Genomic DNA, 20999 nt, shown 5'->3' on the forward strand with positions numbered 1-20999 from the left:
GGGGAGAGCGGTGGGAGGCCGGGGACGCACGCCCCTGGCGCTCGGCATACCCGCGGGGCTCGCGGTGGTGTTCCTGCTGCTCCCGCTGGCGGGGGTGCTCGCCCGGACGCCGTGGGACACGCTCCCGTCCCGCCTCGCGTCGCACGAGGTCGGGGAGGCGCTGGCCCTCTCGCTCGTGGTCTCCGGCTGGGCCCTGCTGCTCTCGCTCGTCCTCGGCGTGCCGCTGGCCTGGCTGCTGGCCCGGGTGGACTTCCCGGGCAAGGCGCTGGTGCGCTGTCTGGTGATGCTGCCGATGGTGCTGCCGCCGACCGTCGCGGGGGTGGCGCTGCTCCAGGGGTACGGGCGCCGGGGCCTCGTCGGCCCCTGGCTGGAGTCGTGGTGCGGGATCACCCTGCCGTTCTCGACGACCGGGGCGGTCGTCGCGTCGGCGTTCGTGGCCATGCCGTTCCTGGTCATCAGCCTGGAGGGGGCGCTCGCGGGGCTGCACCCGCGCTACGAGGAGACGGCCGTCTCGCTCGGGGCGGGCCCGCTCCGGGTCTTCCGTACCGTCACCCTGCCCATGGTCGCCCCGGGGCTGCTCGCGGGGGCGGCGCTCTGCTGGGCGCGGGCCCTGGGCGAGTTCGGGGCGACAATCACGTTCGCGGGGAACCTGCCGGGCGAGACGCAGACCCTGCCCTTGCAGGTGTACCTGCTGCTCCAGGACGACCCCGAGGGCGCGACGGCCGTGTCCCTGCTGCTCCTGGCCATCGCGACGGCTGTGCTGCTCGCGCTGCGGGGACGGTGGGTGGGGGGTGGCGGGGCCGGTGGGCGCCTTCACGAGAGAGAGCCTCTTCTTGAAGAAGGGTCTCTTCTTAAAGAAGAGCCTCTTCTTGAAGTTCTTGGAGAAGAGCCTCATGAAGCGCTTCTTGAAGAAGCGCCCGATACCGGGCACCCTGCCGAGGCGGTCACGTACCCGCTCCGCGCCACCGTCACCGGAGCCACCCGTGCCGTCCTGGATGTCCCACCCGGCACCACCGTGGCCGTCGTCGGGCCGAACGGCGCCGGGAAGACCACCCTCCTGCGCGCCCTCCTCGGCCTCACCCCGCGCGCGACGGCGCGTCCCCTCTCCCTCGGCGGCGAGGACCTGTCGGCCGCGCCCGCCCACCGGCGCCGGATCGCCTGGGTCCCGCAGGACGGCGCGCTCTTCCCGCACCTGACGGCGCTCGCCAACACGGCGTACGGCCTCCGCGCCCAGGGCGTGCCCCGGGCCGAGGCCCTGCGCGAGGCCCGGACCCACCTCCAGGAGCTGGGCATCGGCCACCTCGGCCATCGCAGGCCGCACCAGCTGAGCGGTGGGCAGGCCCAGCGCGTGGCCCTCGCGCGCGCCCTGGCCGCGCGCCCCCGGCTGCTGCTGATGGACGAGCCCCTGGCCGCGCTCGACCAGTCGGCCAGGGCGGCCGTGCGGCAGGCCCTGCGCCGGCGTCTCGCCGGGTTCCGGGGCGTCTGCCTGCTGGTGACGCACGATCCCGTGGAGGCCGTGTCGCTCGCCGACCGCGTCCTCGTCCTGGAGGACGGCGAAGCCGTCCAGTACGCGGCACCGGACGAACTGGCCCGGCGTCCCCGGTCGCCCTGGGTGGCCCGGATGCTGGGCCACAACGCCTGGCCCGGCGAGGCCACCTCCGAAGGCACCCTGCGCCTCGCCGACGGCACGGAACTGACCGCCGCGGCCCCGCTGCCGGACGGTGCGGTGGCCGCCCTGGCCGTGGCCGGTCCCGAGGCGGTCACCCTGCACACGGCCCGCCCCGAGATCGGCGGGACGGCGGGCGGCGGGACCGCGGGAGGGGCCGTGTGGCCCGGCACCGTCCGGGAGGTCTCCGCCCAGGGCGGGCGCCTGCGCGTCCTGGTCGCGGGCGCGTCCGGTAGGCCCGACGCGGTCGCCGAACTCCCGCCCGCGGCGGCCGCGGAGCTCCGGCTGACGGAGGGCGCACGGGTGTGGGTGAGCGTACGGGCGGCGGGGGTGACGCTGGTGCCGCTCTGACGGGGCGGGGGCCGCCTCGGCACGTAGGGGCGGTGCCGTGGGCGGGGGTCGCACCGAACCGGAGGGGGCGGTGCCGTGGGCGGGGGCCGCCCGCACCCACAGGACGCCTGCCCTCGCCGGGGCGCCGCCCTTACCCGGGAGAGGCCGTGCCCTCGCAGAGCGCCGCCCCGGCCCGCAGCAGGCCGCGTCCTCTCCGGGGGTTGTCCCCAACCCGGAGGAAACCGCGCCGTCGCCGAGGCGCCACCCCCCGGCCCGCAGGTAGCCGCGCCCTCGCGGGCGCCGTCCCCGCCCGCAGTGGGCCGCACCCCCGCCGGGGCCCCCGCCCGCAGGAAGCCGACCCCTCTCCGGGCGCCACCCCCACCCGCAGGAGACCGTGCCGCCACCAGGACCCCCCGGACGCTCCGAGCATCGTCCCGTACCCCTCCCCCACCCCCTCCACGCACCACTCCGCCCGCGAGCCCCCGGGTCCACCCGTACGCCCCGCACTGCGCGCGCACTCCTGTCCGCCGCACGGAGGATGGGAGACGTCCGTCCCCTCCGATCCGACCCCGGGAGCAGCGGTGACCAGACGCATACGGGCCGGGTGCCTGCTCGTCGCCGGGGTGCTGGCGGCGGCGGGCTGCACGGGTGACGGCAGGGGCGCCGCCACCGCGGAAGGGGCTCCGCAGTCCCCCGCGGCGTCCCGCCCGTCGCTGGACTGGAAGTCGTGTCCGGCGCCCAGCAGCAAGGAGGGCGTGCCGGCCCGGGCCCCGGGCGACGAGTGGGAGTGCGCGACGCTGCGCGTCCCCCTCGACCACGCCCGCCCGGACGGCGACACCCTCGGCATCGCGCTGATCCGCGCCCGGGCCACGGACCGCGACCACCGCATCGGGTCGCTCGTCTTCAACTTCGGCGGCCCCGGCGGCTCCGGGGTGGCCACGCTGCCGGCGTTCGCCGAGGACTACAGCGATCTGCGCAAGCGCTACGACCTGGTGAGCTTCGACCCGCGCGGGGTCGGCCGCAGCGGCGGGGTGACCTGCCTGGACGACAAGGAGCTCGACGCCTACTACGCGGCGGGATCGACGCCGGAGACGACCGCGGAACAGAAGGACCTGGTCGGGAGGGTGGAGAAGTACGCGGAGGGGTGCCGCCGGCACTCCGGCAAGGTGCTCCCGTACGTGGGGACGGCCAACGCCGCCCGCGACATGGACCTGATGCGCCAGGCGCTGGGGGACGACAAGCTGAACTACTTCGGCGTCTCGTACGGCACCGAACTGGGCGGCGTGTACGCCCACTTGTTCCCCAAGCGGGTGGGGCGGGCCCTCTTCGACGCCGTCGTCGACCCCACGACCGATCCCGAGGACAGCGCGCTCGCCCAGGCCCGGGGCTTCGAGCTGGCGCTCGGCAACTACCTGACCGCGTGCACCGCGACGCACGACAACTGCCCCACGGAGCAGCAGATCGTGGCGTTGCTGGACCGGCTGGGCAAGAACCCGGTCCCCGGCGGCGAAGGGCGTCAGCTCACGCAGTCGCTGGCCACCACCGGTATCGCCCAGTCGCTGTACTCCAAGGACTTCTGGGACTACCTCACCGAGGGCCTGGAGGACGCGGAGAACGGCGACGGGAAGATCCTCATGGCGCTCGGCGACGCCATGAACGGCCGTGGCCAGGACGGTCATTACAGCTCGCTCCAGGCGTCACTGGCGGCCATCACCTGCGCGGACTTCTCCCAGCGCTACACGGCCGCCGAGATCGCGGACAAGGTGCCGCGGTTCCGGAAGGCGTCCCCCGTCTTCGGCGAGTTCATGGCGTGGGGTCTGACGCAGTGCACCGGATGGCCCGTGAAGGGTGAATGGCGGAACCCCGATGTGAGTGCCAAGGGCGCGGCGCCCATCCTCGTGGTCGGCAACACCGGTGATCCAGCCACCCCTTACGAGGGAGCGCACAGGATGGCGCAGGCGCTGGGCAATGGCGTCGGTGTCGAGATGACGTACCGGGGGCAGGGCCACGGGGCCTACGACAGCGGCAATTCCTGTGTCAAGAAGGCCGTCGACGCCTACCTCCTGGACGGTACTGTGCCGGGGCGCGGCACGGTGTGCTCATAGCACCCATAGCAGATCACACCGTACGGCGAATTCCGCTCTCTCGAATGTCAGTGGCCCGCACTACGATCGCCCGCACACGGGTCCTGCCACCGGGGGACGGCACGGGCCCGTCCGCACGGACGGGCCGGTCACGCGCGAGAGGAGGGGGTGGCATGCCGGACGAGCCCTTGGGCCCTTCGCCGGGGCCGCCATCGAGGCCGTCGTCGGGGCCACGGTCGGGACCGCCGCCAGGGTCGTTGCCAGGACCGCCGCCAGGGCCGCTGTCAGGGCGGCCGCCGGAGCCGGAGTCCGGCCGTCACGCGCGGCGGTTCACCAGCGCCCTGGCCGTGACGGCGCTGCTGGCCGCGCTGGTGGCGCTCTGGCAGACGCAGTCCGCCCCCCTGGTCGGGCCGGGCGACACGCCCGCGCCCCCGACTCCGGCGACACCGCGGCCCTCGGCCGACGCCTCCGCCCCGGGCCCGTCCGGGTTCACATCCGGCTCCGAACGGCCCCTGCGCGCCATACCTCCCGAGGCCCTGACGCGGAGTGTCCGACCCCGGCCGTAAAGTCGTGGCATGAGTCCCCCACGGTCGAGGGCCCTCGCCCTCGCATGCGCCGCGCTCGCGCTCGTCCTCACCGCCGCCGGGTGCGGTTCCGGCTCGGACGGCGGGCGGGACGGCGACAGCGGCAAGGGCGGGAGCCGGAGCGGCTCCCCGATCGGATGGAAGCCGTGCGCCGCGCCCACCGCGGCGCAGGGCGGTGGCAAGGCACCCGGCACGGGCTGGGAGTGCGCGACCCTGCCCGTACCGCTGGACTACGCGAAACCGGACGGTGAGACGATCGGCCTCGCCCTGATCCGGGCCCGGGCCACCGACACCGAGCACCGCATCGGGTCGCTCGTCTTCAACTTCGGCGGCCCCGGCGGCTCCGGGGTGGCCACGCTGCCCGAGTTCGACAAGAGCTACGCCGGTCTGCGCGCCCGGTACGACCTGGTGAGCTTCGACCCGCGCGGCGTCGGCGAGAGCGCGGGCGTGCGCTGCCTCGACGACCGGGAGCTGGACGCCTCCGAGAAGACCGACGCGACACCCGACGACGACGCCGAACTCACCGCGGCCCTCACGCAGAACAAGCGCTACGTGGACGCGTGCGGCCGGCGCTCGGGGAAGGTCCTCCCCCACGTCGGCACCACGGACGCCGCCCGCGACCTCGACCGGCTGCGCGCCGCCCTCGGCGACGACAAGCTGAACTACTTCGGTATCTCGTACGGCACCGAACTGGGCGGCGTCTACGCCCACTTGTTCCCCAAGCGCGTCGGCCGGGCCGTCCTCGACGCGGTCGTGGATCCCGACCAGGACCCGGTACAGGGCTCCCTCGCCCAGGCCAAGGGTTTTCAGCTCGCCCTCACCAACTACCTCAAGAGCTGCGCCTCGGGTCCCGGTGCGAGCAACTGCCCCACCCAGGACTCCATCACCGCCCTCCTGAAGAAACTGGACGCCAACCCCCTGCCCACCGCGCGCAAGGACCGGCCCCTCACCCAGGACCAGGCGGCCAACGGCATCGCCGCCGCCCTGTACTCCCAGGAAGCCTGGAAGTACCTCACCGCCGGCCTCCGCGAAGCCACCTCCAAGGGCACCGGCACCACCCTCCAGCTCCTCGCCGACTCCCTCGCCGGCCGCGCCCCCGACGGCCGCTACAGCAATCTCCAGGCCGCCAACCGCGCGATCAGCTGCGCGGACGCGCAGCAGCGCTACACCCCGGACGACGTCAAGTCCCGCCTCCCCCAGTTCCGTTCCGCCTCCCCCGTCTTCGGCGAACCCGCCGCCTGGGCCCTCCTCCAGTGCACCGACTGGCCCGTCAAGGGCGCCTGGAAATCCCCCGACGTACGCGCCGACGGCTCCGCCCCCATCGTCGTCATCGGCAACACCGGCGACCCCGCCACCCCCTACGAGGGCGCCCGCACCATGACCGAACGCCTCGGCAAGGGCGTCGGCATCGGCGTGACGTACCGCGGCGAGGGCCACGGCGCGTACAACAGCGGCAACGGGTGCATGACCCGCCTGGTCAACGACTACTTGCTGAACGGCAAGGTCCCGAAGACGGGGACGACATGTTCATAGCCCCCGATCCTCACGTCACCGGCAGCCGGTACTCCAGCTCGTACAGGTGCCCCGCCTTGACCATGACCGTCGCTTCGATCGGTCGCCCGTGATCGGAGCGGACGACGCGGAACGTGCGCAGCACGGGCACCTCGCCGGGGAGTTCGAGGGCGACGAACTCCTCGGCGGTCGGCGGGCGCACGGACACGCGGTCGGTGAACTCGCGGGGCGGGAAGCCGAGCTCAGCGAGGAGCGTCGGGCTTCCGCCGGGGATGCGGCGCCGGTCGGTGAGCCGGGTTCCCCGCGCGAGGTCGGCCGGGTAGTACGAGTGCACGAGCTCGGCCGGCTCGTCATCCAGCAGCATGATCCTCTTGCGTGCGACGACCGCCCCGTCTTCCGGTAGTCCAAGCACTTCCGCGATGTCCTTCGGCGCCGGAATTTCCGCCACCTCCAGAATGCGGGTCGTCCCGCGCTTCGCCCGGGCCGCCGCGTGCCGCGTCCACCAGTAGGGAGCCCCTGGAGCTGACGGCGGCATGGAGGACGCGGGTTCGATGATGTGATTCGGCTGCTCACGAACGAAGACGCCCTTGCCCGGGCGCCCGACGGCGATCCCCTCGGCCTTGAGCAGGTTCAACGCCTTCTGCACGGTGGTGCCGACCACTCCATACTCGTCCATGAGCTGCTGCGTGGAGGGGAGTTTACTTCCGGGCTCCAGCCGCCCAGCCATGATCTCCGCCCGTATACGGGCCGCGATCTGCTGGTGTGCGGGGCGGGTGTCCTTCCAGCGCGCCATGGTCAGCCGATCCGCATTCGGTAGCGAACTGTCCTGTCCTTGGCGTTCATGACCATTTCGCAGAACTCCACCGGGGCGTCGTCGGCAGCGAGGACCAGCCGCGACAGGATGAGCACCGGCTCCCGTTCACCCAGCGCCAGGAGCCGACGCTCGTCCTCCATGGGCATACGGGAGCCGACGGCCTCCTCGACTCCGCTGGCCACGTAGCCGCGTTCGGCCAGGTAAGTGACGGCGCCCCCAGGAATCTTCCTGGGCTCGGCAAGTGCCGTGCCCGCGGCGATGCGAGCCGGGTAGTAGGAAGTCGCGATCTCGACGGGCACGTCGTCCAGCAGAACGAGCCGGCTTCGCGCGACCACTTGTTCACCGTCCGCCAGCCCCAGCGAACGGGCAACCGTCGGAGGCGGTGCGATCAGCCCGGCCTTCAACAGGCGCTGCCCGCCGCGCCGCTTGCCCTCCGCGGCCTCCTCGGCCCAGGCATCCGGCCGCCCGGGCCCGCGCGGAACCAGATACCTCGCCGACTCGCTCTCCCGCCGCTGGTCCGGCACCGGCTCACCCCTCTCCTGGATGCCCCCACGCTATCGCGGCCCCCCGGGCGCACTCCATCCACCACCTTGCCACCTTAAGGCGATTCGCCTTAAGGTTGGCGCCACTCGACGTCCCCCGCGCATCGGCACGAGCCGGGGGAACAGGCTCACCCACCCCTGCTCACGCACCGGCACGCCACATGGCGGGCACCCCGGTGGTGAAGCAGTGCACACCGAGCGAAAGAGACCCGATCATGCGCACGCACAGCGCTCATGCCGCCAACGGTTCCACCGTGGTCGTCTACGTGTCCGCCCCCTTTGGGCACAGCAAGGAACCATTGCTCGCCGCCTGTCGCAGCCACGCCGACGTCCAGGGCTGGCGCGTGTCGGCCGAGCTGTCCGATGAGCCGCTCGCCGACTCGCGGCAACCACGGCCGGGTTGGCGGCAGGCGAAGCGGTTCGTGGTCACCGGACTGGCCCGGGGAATCCTCACCTACGCCCTGCCGATGGTCACCACCAAGGGAAACGAGGACTACACGGACGTCCTCAACTGGGTCGAGGAGCGTGCCTCATTCCTGGCGGCCGCCTGGCGCCCTTCGCAAGGCGCGGTGGTTCATGACACCGTCGCGGAACGCACCGGAATCATCGTGGCGCTGGACCCGGTGGGAGGTGTGGCCTGGCTGCGGGCAACCACCGGCGGGCGTTACTGGACCACTGCACCCGAAGCGCTCCACCCGGCCGGTCCAGCGCGGGTTCACGATCCGTCAGGAGGTACCGGCGACCGGGCGTAGTCAGCGCCCCTGACCGTCAGCCCCGTCGGACACGTCGCCGACGCTCCACACGGTCCCGGAGGGCCGTGCGGGGAGCGCAGCGGTGACGGCAGGGTCCCCGGCCAGTGCTCGTCGGAAGGCACCGGCACCAGCCGGGGAGCGGCAGCGCGTCCGGGTCAGTACACCGGCTTGTCGGGCTCGATCTGGTTCACCCAGCCGATGACGCCGCCGCCGACGTGGACCGCGTCGGCGAAGCCGGCGGACTTGAGGACGGCGAGGACTTCCGCGGAGCGGACGCCTGTCTTGCAGTGCAGGACGATCCGCTTGTTCTGGGGGAGGTCCTGGAGGGCGGCGCCCATGAGGAACTCGTTCTTGGGGACGAGGCGGGCGCCGGGGATGGAGACGATCTCGTACTCGTTGGGCTCGCGGACGTCGATGATGTCGATGTTCTCGCCGTCGTCGATCCACTCCTTGAGCTGCTTGGGAGTGATCGTGGAGCCGGCGGCGGCCTCCTGGGCCTCCTCCGAGACGACGCCGCAGAAGGCCTCGTAGTCGATGAGCTCGGTGACGGTGGGGTGCTCGCCGCAGACGGCGCAGTCGGGGTCCTTGCGGACCTTGACCTGCCGGTAGGTCATCTCCAGGGCGTCGTAGATCATCAGCCGGCCGACGAGCGGATCGCCGACCCCGGCGAGGAGCTTGATGGCCTCGGTGACCTGGATGGAGCCGATGGAGGCGCAGAGCACACCGAGGACGCCGCCCTCGGCGCAGGAGGGGACCATGCCGGGCGGCGGGGGCTCGGGGTAGAGGCAGCGGTAGCAGGGGCCGTGCTCGCTCCAGAAGACGGACGCCTGGCCGTCGAAGCGGTAGATCGAGCCCCAGACGTACGGCTTGTTCAGCAGCACGCAGGCGTCGTTGACCAGGTAGCGGGTGGCGAAGTTGTCGGTGCCGTCGACGATCAGGTCGTACTGGGAGAAGATCTCCTTGACGTTATCCGCCTCCAGGCGCTCCTGGTGGAGGACGACGTTCACGTACGGGTTGATGCCGAGCACCGAGTCCCGGGCGGACTCCGCCTTCGAGCGGCCGATGTCGGACTGGCTGTGGATGATCTGCCGTTGGAGGTTGGACTCGTCCACCTCGTCGAACTCCACGATGCCCAGCGTGCCCACACCGGCGGCGGCCAGGTACATCAGGGCGGGCGAGCCGAGGCCGCCGGCGCCCACGCAGAGCACCTTGGCGTTCTTCAGGCGCTTCTGCCCGTCCATCCCGACATCCGGGATGATCAGGTGGCGCGAGTACCGACGGACCTCGTCGACGGTGAGCTCGGAAGCCGGCTCGACCAGGGGTGGCAGCGACACGGGGTCTCCAGGGTCATCCCCACGGGAGCGGGGAACTTAGAGGCAGCGTTCTGTTCTTCCCCGGTAACACTGCCACGCCGCGGCTCATTCCGAGACACCAGGTCCGATGTTCGAGATGAACTCGTCCCAGTACCCGGGCATGGACTCCCAGGGGTCCAGTCCGTCGCGGTCCGTGCGGTCGGTCATATAGACGGTCCCGGCGCCCTGCCGGCGGGTGATCAGGAGCGCCTCCTCCAGGTGGGCGCGGGGGACGCTGTGCACGAGGTGGCAGAACCGGCCGGGCGGATGGTCGGCGGTCCAGTCGGCGGGACGGGACCAGCGGTAGCGGTTCCACGGGCCGGTGAAGGTGACCAGCTGGTCGGCGAGGGCCGCGTACCCGGCGACGGGATGGCTGCCGTGCACGAGCACGATGTGGGCCCGGTCGAGGAGGGTCCGCAGGGCGCCCGTCACCCGGCGGACGTCGGCGAGCGCGCCGGTGTCCGCCGGGCAGCGGGCCACGGCGAAGCCGTCGACCTTGTACCAGTTGAGGAAGCGCTGGGCGTCGGAGAGGAGTTCGCCGAACGGCCGGGCGCCGAAGCCGGCGTCCAGGTGGCCGAGGACGCGGACGCCCGCCTCGCGCAGCGGTGCCGCGGCGGCCGTGCAGTACGGGTCGGGGCGGCTGCCGGGGCCGCCGGAGGCGCTGCCGAGCACCGTCCAGTCCAGCGGCAGGTCCGCGCGGCAGAGCCGCCCCCACTCCACGGGGGCGACGAGCGGGTGGGCGAACCCGGGCACGCCGAGCCGGAGCGGGATCTTGGCGGCCGGGAGCGGGCGGCGGTTGCCCGACGAGATCAGATGCGACACGCGGCCTCCATCCAGATGTCGGCCAGCGACTCCTCCAGGCCGATCCGGGGCCGCCAGCCGAGCCGGTCGCGGGCGGTGCGCACGTCGGCCTGCTGCCAGGCGCCGCAGCCGTCCGGGTACGGGTAGGCGGGGGTGGCGCCCAGGTGGGGATCGTCCAGCTCGTGCAGGGCGCCGCCGAAGCCGGCCACGCGGGCGAGCAGCGAGGCGGCCTCGCGCAGCCGGGTCGCCCGGCCGGTGCCGATGTTGACGGCGCCCTGGGCGGCGGAGAGGGAGGCGGCGTGCACGGCCCGCGCGATGTCGCGGACGTCCACGAAGTCGCGCTGGACGCCGAGGCCGGTGAGTTTGAGCTCGTTGTCGCCGTTCTGCATGGCGCGCCGCATGGCCTCGGCGAGGCGTCCCAGCGGGGAGCCCGCCGGGGTGCCCGGTCCGACGGGCGAGAAGACGCGGAGCACGATGGCGTCGAGGCCGGAGCCCAGCACCAGTTCGGTGGCGGCGAGTTTGCTGACCCCGTACGGCCCGCCGGGCCGCGGCACGGCGTCCTCGGCGGTGGAGGAGCCGGGCTGCGAGGGCCCGTACTCCGAGGAACAGCCCACCTGGACGAGGCGCGCCCCGCAGCCGCTGCGGCGCAGCGATTCGCAGACGGTGGCCACGGCCACGGTGTTGTGCCGGGTCAGGTCGCGGGCCCCGCCCCGGGTGGCGCCCGCGCAGTTGATGACGACGCCGGGGTGGACGGCGTTGAGGAACCGGGTGAGCGCGCCGGGGCTGCCGGTGGCCAGGTCGAAGCGGACGTCGGCGTCGTCGCCCCGGCCGAGGGCGGTGAGCTGGACGGCGGGATCGGCGAGCAGCCGGTCGGCCACGAAGCGGCCGAGGTAGCCGTTGGCACCGAGCAACAGGACCCTCATCGGTCTCCTCCTCGCTCTCGCCCGGTGGGGCCGGTGGGGTGAACGGTCATGTTTCTCGCTCCTCTGACAGGGATGTGCGGTGCGCCCGTCCCGCCGGGGCGTCGGGCGGGACGGGTGCGGCGGGACGGACGGGTGTGAACGCCCCGTCCGGACCGGCGGCGCGGCCGTGGACGGCGGCGTGGGACAGGGCGGTGACGGCGTGGACGGACAGGGCGAGCGCCGGGACGGCGCAGGCGACGAGGCCGATCACGGAGGGCCCGTGGGTGCCCGGCAGCTGCGTGACCGGCAGCGCCCTGACCGGCCAGTCCAGGGCGGCGCAGCCGGGCAGCCGGGCGGCGAGCAGCGCGGCCAGCGGCAGCGCCTCGGCGGCACAGGCGGCGAGGAGGGCCGCGCCGGCCGGCCGGGTCAGGCCGTGGGCGGCGCAGAGCCGGGCGAGGAAGAGCAGGCTGCCGAGGGCCAGGGCGGCGAGCGCGGGGACCGAGGCGGGGTGTCCGAGCCCGGGCAGGGCGGAGCGCGCTATGCCCACGGACAGGAACAGGACGCCGAGGAAGGCCGCGACCGTCGTCAGCAGGGCGCGCCGGGTGCGGGCGTGGAACGCGGCGAGCGAACGGCTGTCGGCCAGCCGCCGCCGCGCGTACCCCGCGAACCCGTGGGCGCACCACGCGGCGGGCGCGACGGCGCAGGCCAGCGCGAGCGCGGTGGGCGCCGCGGCGGCGCCGAGGGTCCGGACGCCCACGCCGTGCCGGCCGTGGGCGAGGGCGGTCAGCAGCCGGTCGCCGACGAGTCCGTAGGCGAGCAGCCAGAGCCAGGCCGCCGCCCCGGCGAGCGATCGGCCGGTCCGGCCGGTCCGCCAGGGGCGTGCGGCGCACCGGCCGTGCCCGTCGGCGCCCTCGGCAGCCTCGGCGGTCGGGCCTTCCACGCTGTCGTCGCGCCCGCCCGTACGACCGGAGAGCCCGTCCGTACGACCGCCCCTGCGGACGAGAATCTCCCCGCCCTCGACCCCCGCCGCGCGCGCGTGCAGTTCCTCCGCGAGGGAGAAGACGTTCCGGTGCCGGCAGGCCGTGGCGGTCCGGTCGGTGACGCCGCGCTCCTCCAGCCGCGCGGCGAGCTCCAGGGGGTCGACGGCGTCGGCACAGAGCGCGTGATGACGCAGCAGGAGCGTGCGGACGGGGTCCGCGGCGGGGGCGAAGGGGGCGGCCGGGACGGCGGATATGCCGACGGCCGGGGAGGGGATCGCCTCGGCCGGTGGCGCGGGCCGCGTCAGCGGTGTCAGCGGCGTCATCGGCGACCGGCCCAGGACGGCGAGGCGGGGCGTGAGGACCAGGAGAAGCCGCGGGCCCTGCCGGACGCGGCGAGGGGGGCCGCGGCGTCGTACGGGCCGGCGTGGTCGTGCCGGGCGGGCGCGCGGGAGAGGAGTTCGAGGTAGATGCCGCTGAAGGTGGCGATGTTCTGTTCCACGGTGAAGAGTTCGAGCGCGCGGGCCCGGGCGGCGGCACCGAGCCGCGCCGCGCGGGCCGGGTCGCCGAGCAGCGCGAGGCAGGCCTCGGCGAGGGCGTGCGGGTTGTGCGGGGGCACCACCAGCCCGGTGCCGCCCACGACTTCGCGCACGGTCGCCGTGTCGGGCGCGACCGTGGCACGGCCGCAGAACATCGCCTCGGCGAGGGGGACGGGGAAGCCGTCGTCGGGGGCGGCGACGACGATGACGTCCGCCGCCGCGTAGTCCTCGGGGCCGCACGCGGCGACCCGGGAGACCCCGTCCGGCAGCGGCCCCCCCTCCGGCACCCCGGTGACCCTCAGCCGGGCGTCCGGCTCGGTCAGCCCGAGGACGGTGAGGGCCTCCCAGAGCCAGGGTTCGGGAGGGCCGCCCGCGAGGAGCACGACGGGCGCCCCCCCGCCGGGGCCGGGGCCCGCCTCGCCGACGGCCTCGTACAGACTCGCGTCCACGCCCGGCGGGACGGTGCGCAGCCGGGCGCGGTCGGCGCCGCAGCGCTCCTGCCAGCGCCGTACCCGGGCGTCGCCGGGGGTGATCAGCGAGGCGCGGGCGTAGGTCTCGGCGGCCAGCAGCCGGTGGAAGGAGGACAGGAGGGTGCGGACGGGCACCGAGAGGCCCGCCGGTCCCGCGAGGTAGTGCTCGCGCAGCCGGACGCCGTACTCGGTGACCAGCAGCGGGGTGCCGAAGAAGCGCTGGGCGAGCAGCCCGGGGAGGGCGGCCGGCCCGGCGGAGGCGGCGTGGCACAGGTCCACGCCGGCGAGGCCGAGGTCGCCGTCGGGGGCGCCGTACCAGTCGAGGGAGAGGGGCCGAAGGGCCCGTTCCAGGAGCCCGGAGACGACGAGGAGGTCGGCGACGCGGGCGCCGTGTGCGCCGGGGTGCGCGCCGGGCGCACGGCACGCCGACTCCAGGGCGCGCAGGGCGAGCTCCGAGCGGAGCGCGGCGACGAGCCCGCCCTCGTCCCGGGCGAGACCGGCGAGGCCGTAGAGCCCTTCGGCGAAACGGTACGCCTGATCGCCCGGTGCCGTGATCGCCGCGGCCAGGTCCCCGAAGTGCCCGGCGAACCGCTGCCGTTCGCGCCGGCCGTACGCGCCGTGGGCGCGCCCGGCCCCGCCGGGCGCCGGTCCGCCCCACAGCGGAGCGGCCCTGATCCGGCGGACGTTGCCCGGCAGCGCGTACCAACCGCCGTCCTCCTGCCGGGCGCTGCGGCTCAACGCGTACACCTCGAACTCGTGCCGGGGCAGTCCGCGCACGAGCCGGTCGCACCACTCCCCGCCCTCACCCGCGGCATACGGGTAACCACCCTCGGTCAGCAGTCCCACGCGCACGAGCGCACCCCCGATCTCTCCGTCGTACGGCAGCCGGGAGCACGCTATGGGGGTGTGCGGGTGGCGCGGCGGACGGTTGTCCGTCGCGCCACCGGAAGGGGTGAACAGGCGTGACCTTCCCCTTTGGGGTGCGTTATAGGCGCTTGCCCCGGTCCCGCCGTTTCGCGGCGGCGAAGAGCCACGCAGGAGCCATCCCTCAGACGCCCGTCGGAACGGCCTCCACCCGCGGCACCGCCGCCAGCAGCCCGCGCGTGTACGCGTGCTCCGGCCGCTCGTAGACGTCGTCGGCCGGGCCCTCCTCCACGATCCGCCCGTGCCGCATCACCACCAGCCGGTCGCTGACCTGCCGCACCACGGCGAGGTCGTGGGCGATGAAGACCAGCGCGATGCCCAGCTCCCGCTGCAGCTCGCCGAGCAGGGCGACCACCTGCGCCTGGGTGGTGACGTCCAGCGCCGAGACCGGCTCGTCGCAGACGATCAGCTTCGGCTCCGGCGCCAGCGCCCGGGCGATGCCCACCCGCTGCCGCTGGCCGCCGCTGAACTCGTGCGGGTAGCGGTGGTACGCGCCCGGGTCGAGCCCCACCCGTTCGAGCAGGTCCCGCACCCGGGCGACGATCGCCGCGTCGTCCAGCCGGCCCGCCGCCCGCAGCGGGTCGGCGATGGACTCGCCGATGCCGCGCCGGGGGTTGAGGGAGGAGACGGGGTCCTGGAAGACCATCTGGAGCTCGCTGCGGAAGGGCCGCAGCGCACGCTCCTTCAGGGTGCCGATGTCCCGTCCGCGGTAGCGCAGCTCCCCCGAGGTGGGCGCCAGCAGCCGGACGAGCATCCGGCCGAGCGTCGTCTTGCCGCTGCCGGACTCGCCGACGACGCCGACGGTCTCCCCCGCCCGGACGCTCAGCGAGATGCCGTCCACGGCGGTGACGGACCGCTTGCCGCGGCCGAACTCCTGCCGCAGGTCCTTGGCCTCGATCAGCACGGAGTCGTCGGGCCGCTTCACGGAGTCGTCCGGCCGCTTCACGGGCGCCGGCGCGCGGCGCACGGCCACGCGCGGTACGGCGGCCAGCAGGTCCCGTGTGTACGGCTCGCGCGGCGCGTCCAGCACGGTGCGCACCGGCCCGTGTTCGACCGCGCGGCCGTCCTTCATCACCAGCAGCTCGTCGACGCTGCCGGACGCCACCCCCAGGTCGTGGGTGACGAGGACCAGCCCCATGCCGGTCTCCTCGCGCAGCTCCCGGAGCAGGGCGAGGATCTGCGCCTGGACGGTGACGTCGAGGGCGGTGGTGGGCTCGTCGGCGACCAGCAGCCGGGGCTCGCAGGCCACGGCCATGGCGATGAGGGCGCGCTGCCGCTGGCCGCCGCTGAACTCGTGCGGCCGGGAGCGCGCGCGGCGCGCGGCGTCCGGGATGCCCACCCGGTCGAGCACCTCGACGGCCCGGGCCCGCGCGGCCCGCCGGGACGCGTCGCGGTGGTGGACGCGGTGGACCTCGGCGATCTGGTCGCCGATGGCCTGGTAGGGGTCGAGGGACGAGAGCGGGTCCTGGAAGACCATGGCGGCCGTGCCGCCGCGCAGCCGCCGCAGCGCGGCCTCGTCCGCCGCGTCGACGTCCTGCCCTGCGACCCGCACCGAGCCGCCGAGCCGGGCGCCCGTCCCGTGATGCAGGCCGAGCAGGGCGTAGGCGGCGGTGCTCTTGCCGCTGCCGGACTCGCCGACGATGCCGAGCGCGCCCCCGTGCGAGAGCGTGAAGGAGAGCTCCCGCACGGCGTGCACCGGCCCGTTCTCCGCCGGGAACTCGACGGACAGGCGGTCCACGGACACCAACGGTTCGGTCGCCGCCGAAGTCGCCGCAGAGGTCGTCACAGAGGTCATCGCAGGGCCACCCTCCGGTCGGCGACGGCATAGAGAAGGTCCGCCGCGACATTGGCGATCGCGACGGCGGCGCCGGTGACCATCACCACCCCGACGACGACCGGCAGGTCGATCGTCTGCGTGGCGTGCACGAGCAGCTGCCCGATGCCCGGCAGGCCGAACATCGCCTCGGTCAGCATCGCGTTGCCGAACATCGATCCGAGGTCGGCGGCCGTGATCGCGATGAGCGGTGCCACCGCGCCGCGCATCGCGTGCCGCCCGATGATCGCCCGCTCGCCGACGCCGTAGGCGCGGAAGGTGCGGACGTGGTCCTCGGCCAGCGTCTCCAGCAGCGAACTGCGCGTCATCCGCGCGTATTTGGCGGACTCCAGGAGCGCCAGGGCGACCCAGGGCAGCAGCATGTTCCAGGCCCACTGCTCGGGATCGTCCGTCAGCGGTACGTAGGAGGGGAACGGCAGCCACTCCAGGTAGGCGCAGAAGAGCATCAGCAGCCCGAGCCCGGTGATGAAGGCGGGCGTCGCGGTGCCGGCGAGCGTGACCCAGGTGAGGACGCGTTCGACGACTCCCCCGCGCCGCACGACGGACAGCAGCCCGGTGAGGACGCCGACGAGCACCCACAGCACCATGCCGCCGATGGCGAGCGAGGCGGTGGCGGGCAGCCGCTGGGTGATGAGGTCGGTGACCTGCTGGTCGTTCTGGTACGACAGTCCGAAGCAGGGCGCGTCGCAGTGCAGCACGCCGGTGCCGGTGGAGTAGTCGTGCCCGGCCACGATGCCCTGGAGAAAGTGCCAGTACTGCACGTACACCGGGTCGTTCAGGCCGAGTTGCTGCCGGACCTGGCGGATCTGCTCGGGGTCGCAGCGCGGGCCGCAGGCCATCCGGGCGGGGTCGCCGGGCGCCAGGTAGAACGTCGCGTAGACGACGACGGACAGCGCGAGGACGACGACGAGCACGCCGACGACGCGGCGCAGGACGTACGCGGTCACGCGGCACCGCCCCGGGAGGCCCGCCGGCGCCGGCCGACGCGCAGCCGGGACGCCTCGCGCGGGTCGAGCGCGACGCGCAGGGCGTCGCCCAGCACGGTGAAGGCGAAGGTGGTGATGAAGAGCATGAGCGCGGGGAGGATCACATAGAGGGGGTCGGAGCGGAACCAGGTGGTCGCCGAGGAGAGCATCTGTCCCCAGGAGGGGGTCGGCGGGGTGACGCCGACGCCGAGGAAGGACATGGACGCCTCCAGGATCATGTTGCCCGGCAGCAGGACCGCCGCGTAGGTGATCACCGGGGCGGCGAGCGCGGGCAGCAGTTCGCGCCGGGCGATGCGCCAGGACGAACTCCCGGTCAGCCGGGCCGCGGAGACGTGGTCGAGCTTCTTCAGGGCCAGCGCCTGGGCCCGTACGACGCGGGCCAGGGAGCCCCAGGCGATCAGGCCGATGACGATGATCAGCAGGACGGGCCGGGGGAAGTCCGCGGGGACGACGGCCGTCAGGGCGATGGCGAACACCAGCATGGGCATCGCCACCATCACATCGGTGAAGTGGCCGAGGAACCCGTCGGTGAGCCGGTTGCCCAGGGCGGCCGTCAGTCCGACGGCGACGCCGACGACGACCTGCACCAGCGTGGCCCCGACGGCGACGGCCAGCGAGACGCGGGCGCCGTAGAGAAGTCGTACGAACAGATCGCGTCCGGTACCGGGTTCGACCCCGAGCCAGTGCTCGGCGCTGATCCCGCCGAACGGCCCGAGCGGCACACCGCCGCGCGCGGAGTCGACGAGGGTGTCGTGGTAGGCGTGCGGGTCCTGGCCCTCCAGCGCGGCGAACAGCGGTGCGGCGACGGCGAGAACGACGAGCAGGCCGAGCACGGCGCCGGCCGCGACGGCCGATTTGCGGGCGCGCAGCCGCCGCCAGACCTGCCGGGCGCCGGAGGCGGGACGGGCCGCGTCGCCCGGGGCGGTCGCCCCGGACGACGCGGTGGGTGCGAGGAGCTCCGTCACTTGACCGCGACCTGGGAGATGTCGAGGACGCCGGTCCAGTCGCTGATGACGACGTTCTTCACGTCCTTGCCGAAGAGGCGCTTGTAGACGGGGTGGAACAGCGGGACGGTCACGGCCTGTTCGCCGATCGTCCGGTCCAGGGCGCCCCAGCGCTTCGCCGCCTCGTCATGGTTGGTGATCTTGTTGATCGCGTCGATCTCGTCGTTGATCTTCTTGTCGTCCAGGCGGCCGGAGTTGAAGTTGTAGCCGTCCTTCACGAGCTGCCGCCCGTCGAAGACCGGGGCGAGGAACGGGCCGCCGGACGGCCAGTCCGCTCCCCAGTGGCCGAGGAAGAGCGCGGGCTGGTTCTTGACGCTGTGGACCTTGTCGTCATACGCGTTGTCCTCCAGGCCCTCCAGCTTCACCTTGATGCCGGCCTTGCCCAGCGCCTCCTGGACCGCGGTGGCGATCTCCGGGCTGCTCTCGAAGTTCTGCGCGGTGGAGTGGGTGAGCGTGATCTCCAGGCCGTCCTCGTGACCGGCCTCCTTCAGCAGTTGCCTGGCCTTCTCCGGGTCACCGGCGGCACCGGCCGGGAAGTGGTCGTACGGGGTGAACCCGAACGACTTCTGGTTCGGCAGGAAGGTGGTGGCCGCCTCGGCGAGCGAGGAGCCGCCCGCCGCGTTGACGACGCTGGTGCGGTTGACGGCGTACGCGACGGCCTGGCGGACCTTGGGGTCGTCGAAGGGCTTGGCCTCCGGGTTGAACGCCAGGTAGTTGGTGTAGCCGAAGTGGCCGGTGCCGACCCGGTCGGCGAGCTTCTTGTCGCTGCTGACCTGGGCGAGTTCGGCGGGTCCGAGGTTGGTGTCGGTGGTGACCGCGGCGGCGTCGGGGCCCGAGCCGGTGGACAGCCGCTGGTTGATCACCGCCGAGGAGAGGCCGGCCCTGACGTCGATGGCGTCGGGGTAGGCGTGCCGCTCCTTGTCGGTCGCCTCCGACCAGTGCGGGTTGCGCTCCAGCTGGAGCCGCTCGCCGTCGTTGGTGTTCTTGACGACCTTGTACGGGCCCGAGGAGACCGGGTGTTCGGCGTACTTGGTCCCGGTGTCCTTCGCCTTGGGGACGGGCGCGAACTGGGTGGACGTCGCCAGGTACGGGAAGTCGCCCTCGGACTTGCGCAGGTGGAAGACGATCGTCTTCGCGTCCGGCGTCTCGATGGAGTCGAGGCCCTTCTTCTCCTTGTACGGACCCCGGTAGCTGTCGCCGCCGACCAGCCAGTCGCGCAAGTAGGGTCCGCCGCCCGAGAGTTCGGCGGCGAACGAGCGCTCGACGCCGTACTTGATGTCCGCGCTGGTGATCGGCGACCCGTCCTCGTACTTCAGCCCGTCCTTCAGCTTGAACGTCCACACCTTGGCGTCGTCGCTCGGCGTGCCGGTGTCGGTCGCGAGGTCGGGGACGACCTTGGTGCCCTCGGCGCCGTTCGCGCGGTGGCGGGTGGTGAGGGTGCGGAAGACGAGGGAGGGGACGTTGCCGCCGCCGGAGGTGTAGAGCCGGGCGGGGTCGAACTGTTTCTGCGGCTGTCTGTTGAGGACCGTGAGCGTGCCTCCCTTCTCCGGCGCTCCGGCGGCTCCGTTCCCGCCCCCGTCCCCGTCCTTCTTCTCGGGGCCGCAGGCGGCCGCCCCGGTGATCACGGCCATGGCGAGGGCGGCCACGGCGACGCGGCGGCGGTTGACGGGCAGTTGACGCATGACAGGCCATGCCTTTCGCGGAAGTGCGGGGCTGGGAAAGGACCCACGGGGAGAGGACCCAGAGCGGGAAGCACCCACGGAAGGCGGCGGGAGAAAGGCGCACGGATGGCGCGGAACCGCCCCCGGCGGGGCGCGGCACGGCTGGGTGCGGCGCGGAGTTGCGCGGGGGAAAGGGGCGGTCTCAGCGACAGTGGATGTCGGCGACAGCGTGCGCGGCCACACCGATCAGCGCCAGCTCGATGGCGGCGTTCTCGGAGGTGTGGTGGCGCGGCATGCGCAGAACACTGAACGAATTTTCGGCCACAGGCAAAGCTGTCTCACATCAGGAGACGCAACGTCCCGCAGGGCGAGACGACGATCACCGGGAGGCAGGGATTCCGGCGGTGCCGGCGGTCATCCGGGGAAGGGCCACGCGTTGGGCTTGCAGGTCACGCCGTCCGTCGTGAGGAACTTCGTCTGCTGCATCATCACGGGCGCCGGAGCACCGGCCTTGGAGCAGGACTCGTGGTTGTGCCCGAGTCTGTGCCCCACCTCGTGGTTGATGAGCATCTGCCGGTAGGCGTGCATCCGGTCGCCGTAGGTCTCGGCGCCCTGCGCCCACCGGTAGGCGTTGATCATCACGCGGTCGGTGGCGGCCGAGTCGCAGGAGACGTTGTCCACGGTGGTGTCCAGATCCGACTTGGCACACCACTTCGCGGTGGTCGCGGGGCTGGCGAGGGTCACGATGAAGTCGGCCCGGCCGGAGGAGACCCGCTCGAAGGTGCGGGAGCCGCCGTGGCCCCAGCTGCGCGGGTCGTTGAGGGTGCGGTGGACGGCGGTGGCGAAGAGCTCGCCGTCGAGCGGCAGACCCTTCTCGACGTCAACGCGGTAACGAAGAACTTCACCCTTTCCGGGGGCTTTGTCGCGCCCGCCCATGGTCAGGAAGTCACCCGAGGCCGGCGCTCCCTTGTCCAGCGGGTACTTCTTCGCCATCTTCTGCTCGTATGTGACCGGCGCCACCGCCCCGCCGTTCGGCGTCGGCCGGCTGTCCGACCGCGAGGCGGCGCCCGCGCCGTGCCGCTGGTCCGCGTCCTGGGTCCGGGCCTGCGCCTTGCTCTCCGTACCGTCCTCGACCTGCCCGGCGACGAAGACGGCCAGCACGGCGGTCACCACCGCGGCGGCCACCCCGGTGACCGCGCGGCCCTTGCTGCCCGCGGCCGCCCGGTGCGCCCCGCCGCCCGACGCGTCCCCGCGCCCGCCGCCCC

At 73.5% G+C, this 20999-nt stretch carries 17 protein-coding genes; 4 read left to right on the top strand and 13 right to left on the bottom strand.

Annotation, left to right across the window (positions count from 1 at the left end):
• The first annotated feature begins 10 nt into the window (after positions 1–10).
• From HN013_RS17590 to HN013_RS17600, 3 genes are all read left to right on the top strand, one after another.
• Positions 11–2017, top strand: coding sequence for an ABC transporter permease (locus HN013_RS17590; RefSeq protein WP_171167205.1), 2007 nt, complete (start codon positions 11–13; stop codon positions 2015–2017).
• A gap of 560 nt (positions 2018–2577) precedes the next feature.
• Positions 2578–4101, top strand: a complete 1524-nt coding sequence (locus tag HN013_RS17595; protein WP_171167207.1) for an alpha/beta hydrolase — start codon at positions 2578–2580, stop codon at positions 4099–4101.
• A 554-nt stretch (positions 4102–4655) separates the two neighbouring features.
• A complete protein-coding gene (locus HN013_RS17600) occupies positions 4656–6197 on the top strand; it encodes an alpha/beta hydrolase (RefSeq protein ID WP_171167209.1) in 1542 nt (513 codons plus the stop codon).
• 10 nt (positions 6198–6207) lie between these two features.
• On the opposite strand, the gene HN013_RS17605 is transcribed toward HN013_RS17600, so the two are convergent.
• Complete coding sequence (locus HN013_RS17605) at positions 6208–6969, bottom strand: GntR family transcriptional regulator (RefSeq protein WP_171167211.1); 762 nt, start codon at positions 6967–6969, stop codon at positions 6208–6210.
• Between the two features lie 2 nt (positions 6970–6971).
• The gene (locus tag HN013_RS17610; RefSeq protein ID WP_171167213.1) at positions 6972–7514 is read right to left on the bottom strand and encodes a UTRA domain-containing protein; all 543 of its coding nucleotides are present in this window, start codon (positions 7512–7514) and stop codon (positions 6972–6974) included.
• 233 nt (positions 7515–7747) lie between these two features.
• On the opposite strand from HN013_RS17610, the gene HN013_RS17615 reads away from it, so the two are divergent.
• A complete protein-coding gene (locus HN013_RS17615; protein WP_171167215.1) occupies positions 7748–8284 on the top strand; it encodes a hypothetical protein in 537 nt (178 codons plus the stop codon).
• 155 nt (positions 8285–8439) lie between these two features.
• Here HN013_RS17615 and moeZ read toward each other — a convergent pair whose 3' ends face one another.
• The 11 genes from moeZ to HN013_RS17665 all read right to left on the bottom strand — a co-directional run.
• Positions 8440–9618 (bottom strand): adenylyltransferase/sulfurtransferase MoeZ, encoded by a 1179-nt coding sequence (gene moeZ, locus HN013_RS17620; protein ID WP_171167217.1) that lies wholly within the window; start codon positions 9616–9618, stop codon positions 8440–8442.
• Positions 9619–9702: 84 nt separating this feature from the next.
• Positions 9703–10458, bottom strand: a complete 756-nt coding sequence (locus tag HN013_RS17625; RefSeq protein ID WP_398980059.1) for a spherulation-specific family 4 protein — start codon at positions 10456–10458, stop codon at positions 9703–9705.
• Complete coding sequence (locus tag HN013_RS17630; protein WP_171167219.1) at positions 10446–11360, bottom strand: NAD(P)-dependent oxidoreductase; 915 nt, start codon at positions 11358–11360, stop codon at positions 10446–10448. The genes HN013_RS17625 and HN013_RS17630 overlap by 13 nt, the downstream gene beginning before the upstream one ends.
• A 46-nt stretch (positions 11361–11406) precedes the next feature.
• The gene (locus tag HN013_RS17635; RefSeq protein WP_212764455.1) at positions 11407–12642 is read right to left on the bottom strand and encodes a hypothetical protein; all 1236 of its coding nucleotides are present in this window, start codon (positions 12640–12642) and stop codon (positions 11407–11409) included.
• Positions 12639–14177, bottom strand: coding sequence for a DUF3492 domain-containing protein (locus HN013_RS17640; RefSeq protein WP_171167220.1), 1539 nt, complete (start codon positions 14175–14177; stop codon positions 12639–12641). The genes HN013_RS17635 and HN013_RS17640 overlap by 4 nt, the downstream gene beginning before the upstream one ends.
• A 196-nt stretch (positions 14178–14373) precedes the next feature.
• Positions 14374–16044 carry an ABC transporter ATP-binding protein gene (locus HN013_RS17645; RefSeq protein WP_171167223.1) on the bottom strand — a complete coding sequence of 557 codons (1671 nt, stop codon included), beginning with the start codon at positions 16042–16044 and terminating at the stop codon, positions 14374–14376.
• A complete protein-coding gene (locus HN013_RS17650; protein ID WP_171167225.1) occupies positions 16041–17030 on the bottom strand; it encodes an ABC transporter permease in 990 nt (329 codons plus the stop codon). The genes HN013_RS17645 and HN013_RS17650 overlap by 4 nt, the downstream gene beginning before the upstream one ends.
• A complete protein-coding gene (locus HN013_RS17655) occupies positions 17027–18034 on the bottom strand; it encodes an ABC transporter permease (RefSeq protein ID WP_171167227.1) in 1008 nt (335 codons plus the stop codon). Before HN013_RS17655 ends, HN013_RS17650 begins: the two co-directional genes overlap by 4 nt.
• Positions 18031–19755: an ABC transporter substrate-binding protein gene (locus HN013_RS17660; RefSeq protein WP_171167229.1), complete on the bottom strand. Its 1725-nt coding sequence runs from the start codon at positions 19753–19755 to the stop codon at positions 18031–18033. The genes HN013_RS17655 and HN013_RS17660 overlap by 4 nt, the downstream gene beginning before the upstream one ends.
• Before the next feature lie 181 nt (positions 19756–19936).
• Entirely contained in the window at positions 19937–20029 is a 93-nt protein-coding gene (locus tag HN013_RS33945; protein ID WP_312018631.1) for an Ms4533A family Cys-rich leader peptide, read from the bottom strand.
• A 119-nt stretch (positions 20030–20148) separates the two neighbouring features.
• Positions 20149–20999, bottom strand: an 851-nt coding sequence (locus HN013_RS17665; protein WP_171167230.1) for a DUF3152 domain-containing protein, incomplete at its 5' end; no start/stop codon positions are given.

This window comes from Streptomyces sp. I05A-00742, assembly GCF_013055795.1.
Taxonomy (GTDB): domain Bacteria; phylum Actinomycetota; class Actinomycetes; order Streptomycetales; family Streptomycetaceae; genus Streptomyces.

What these genes read in the sequence shown, in the direction of transcription:
- HN013_RS17600 (WP_171167209.1), top strand. Translation starts at nt 4,656, where the DNA reads ATGAGTCCCCCACGGTCGAGGGCCCTCGCCCTCGCATGCGCCGCGCTC.
- HN013_RS17605 (WP_171167211.1), bottom strand. Translation starts at nt 6,969, where the DNA reads ATGGCGCGCTGGAAGGACACCCGCCCCGCACACCAGCAGATCGCGGCC.
- HN013_RS17615 (WP_171167215.1), top strand. Translation starts at nt 7,748, where the DNA reads ATGCGCACGCACAGCGCTCATGCCGCCAACGGTTCCACCGTGGTCGTC.
- HN013_RS17630 (WP_171167219.1), bottom strand. Translation starts at nt 11,360, where the DNA reads ATGAGGGTCCTGTTGCTCGGTGCCAACGGCTACCTCGGCCGCTTCGTG.
- HN013_RS17635 (WP_212764455.1), bottom strand. Translation starts at nt 12,642, where the DNA reads ATGACGCCGCTGACACCGCTGACGCGGCCCGCGCCACCGGCCGAGGCG.
- HN013_RS17645 (WP_171167223.1), bottom strand. Translation starts at nt 16,044, where the DNA reads ATGACCTCTGTGACGACCTCTGCGGCGACTTCGGCGGCGACCGAACCG.
- HN013_RS17660 (WP_171167229.1), bottom strand. Translation starts at nt 19,755, where the DNA reads ATGCGTCAACTGCCCGTCAACCGCCGCCGCGTCGCCGTGGCCGCCCTC.
- HN013_RS33945 (WP_312018631.1), bottom strand. Translation starts at nt 20,029, where the DNA reads ATGCCGCGCCACCACACCTCCGAGAACGCCGCCATCGAGCTGGCGCTG.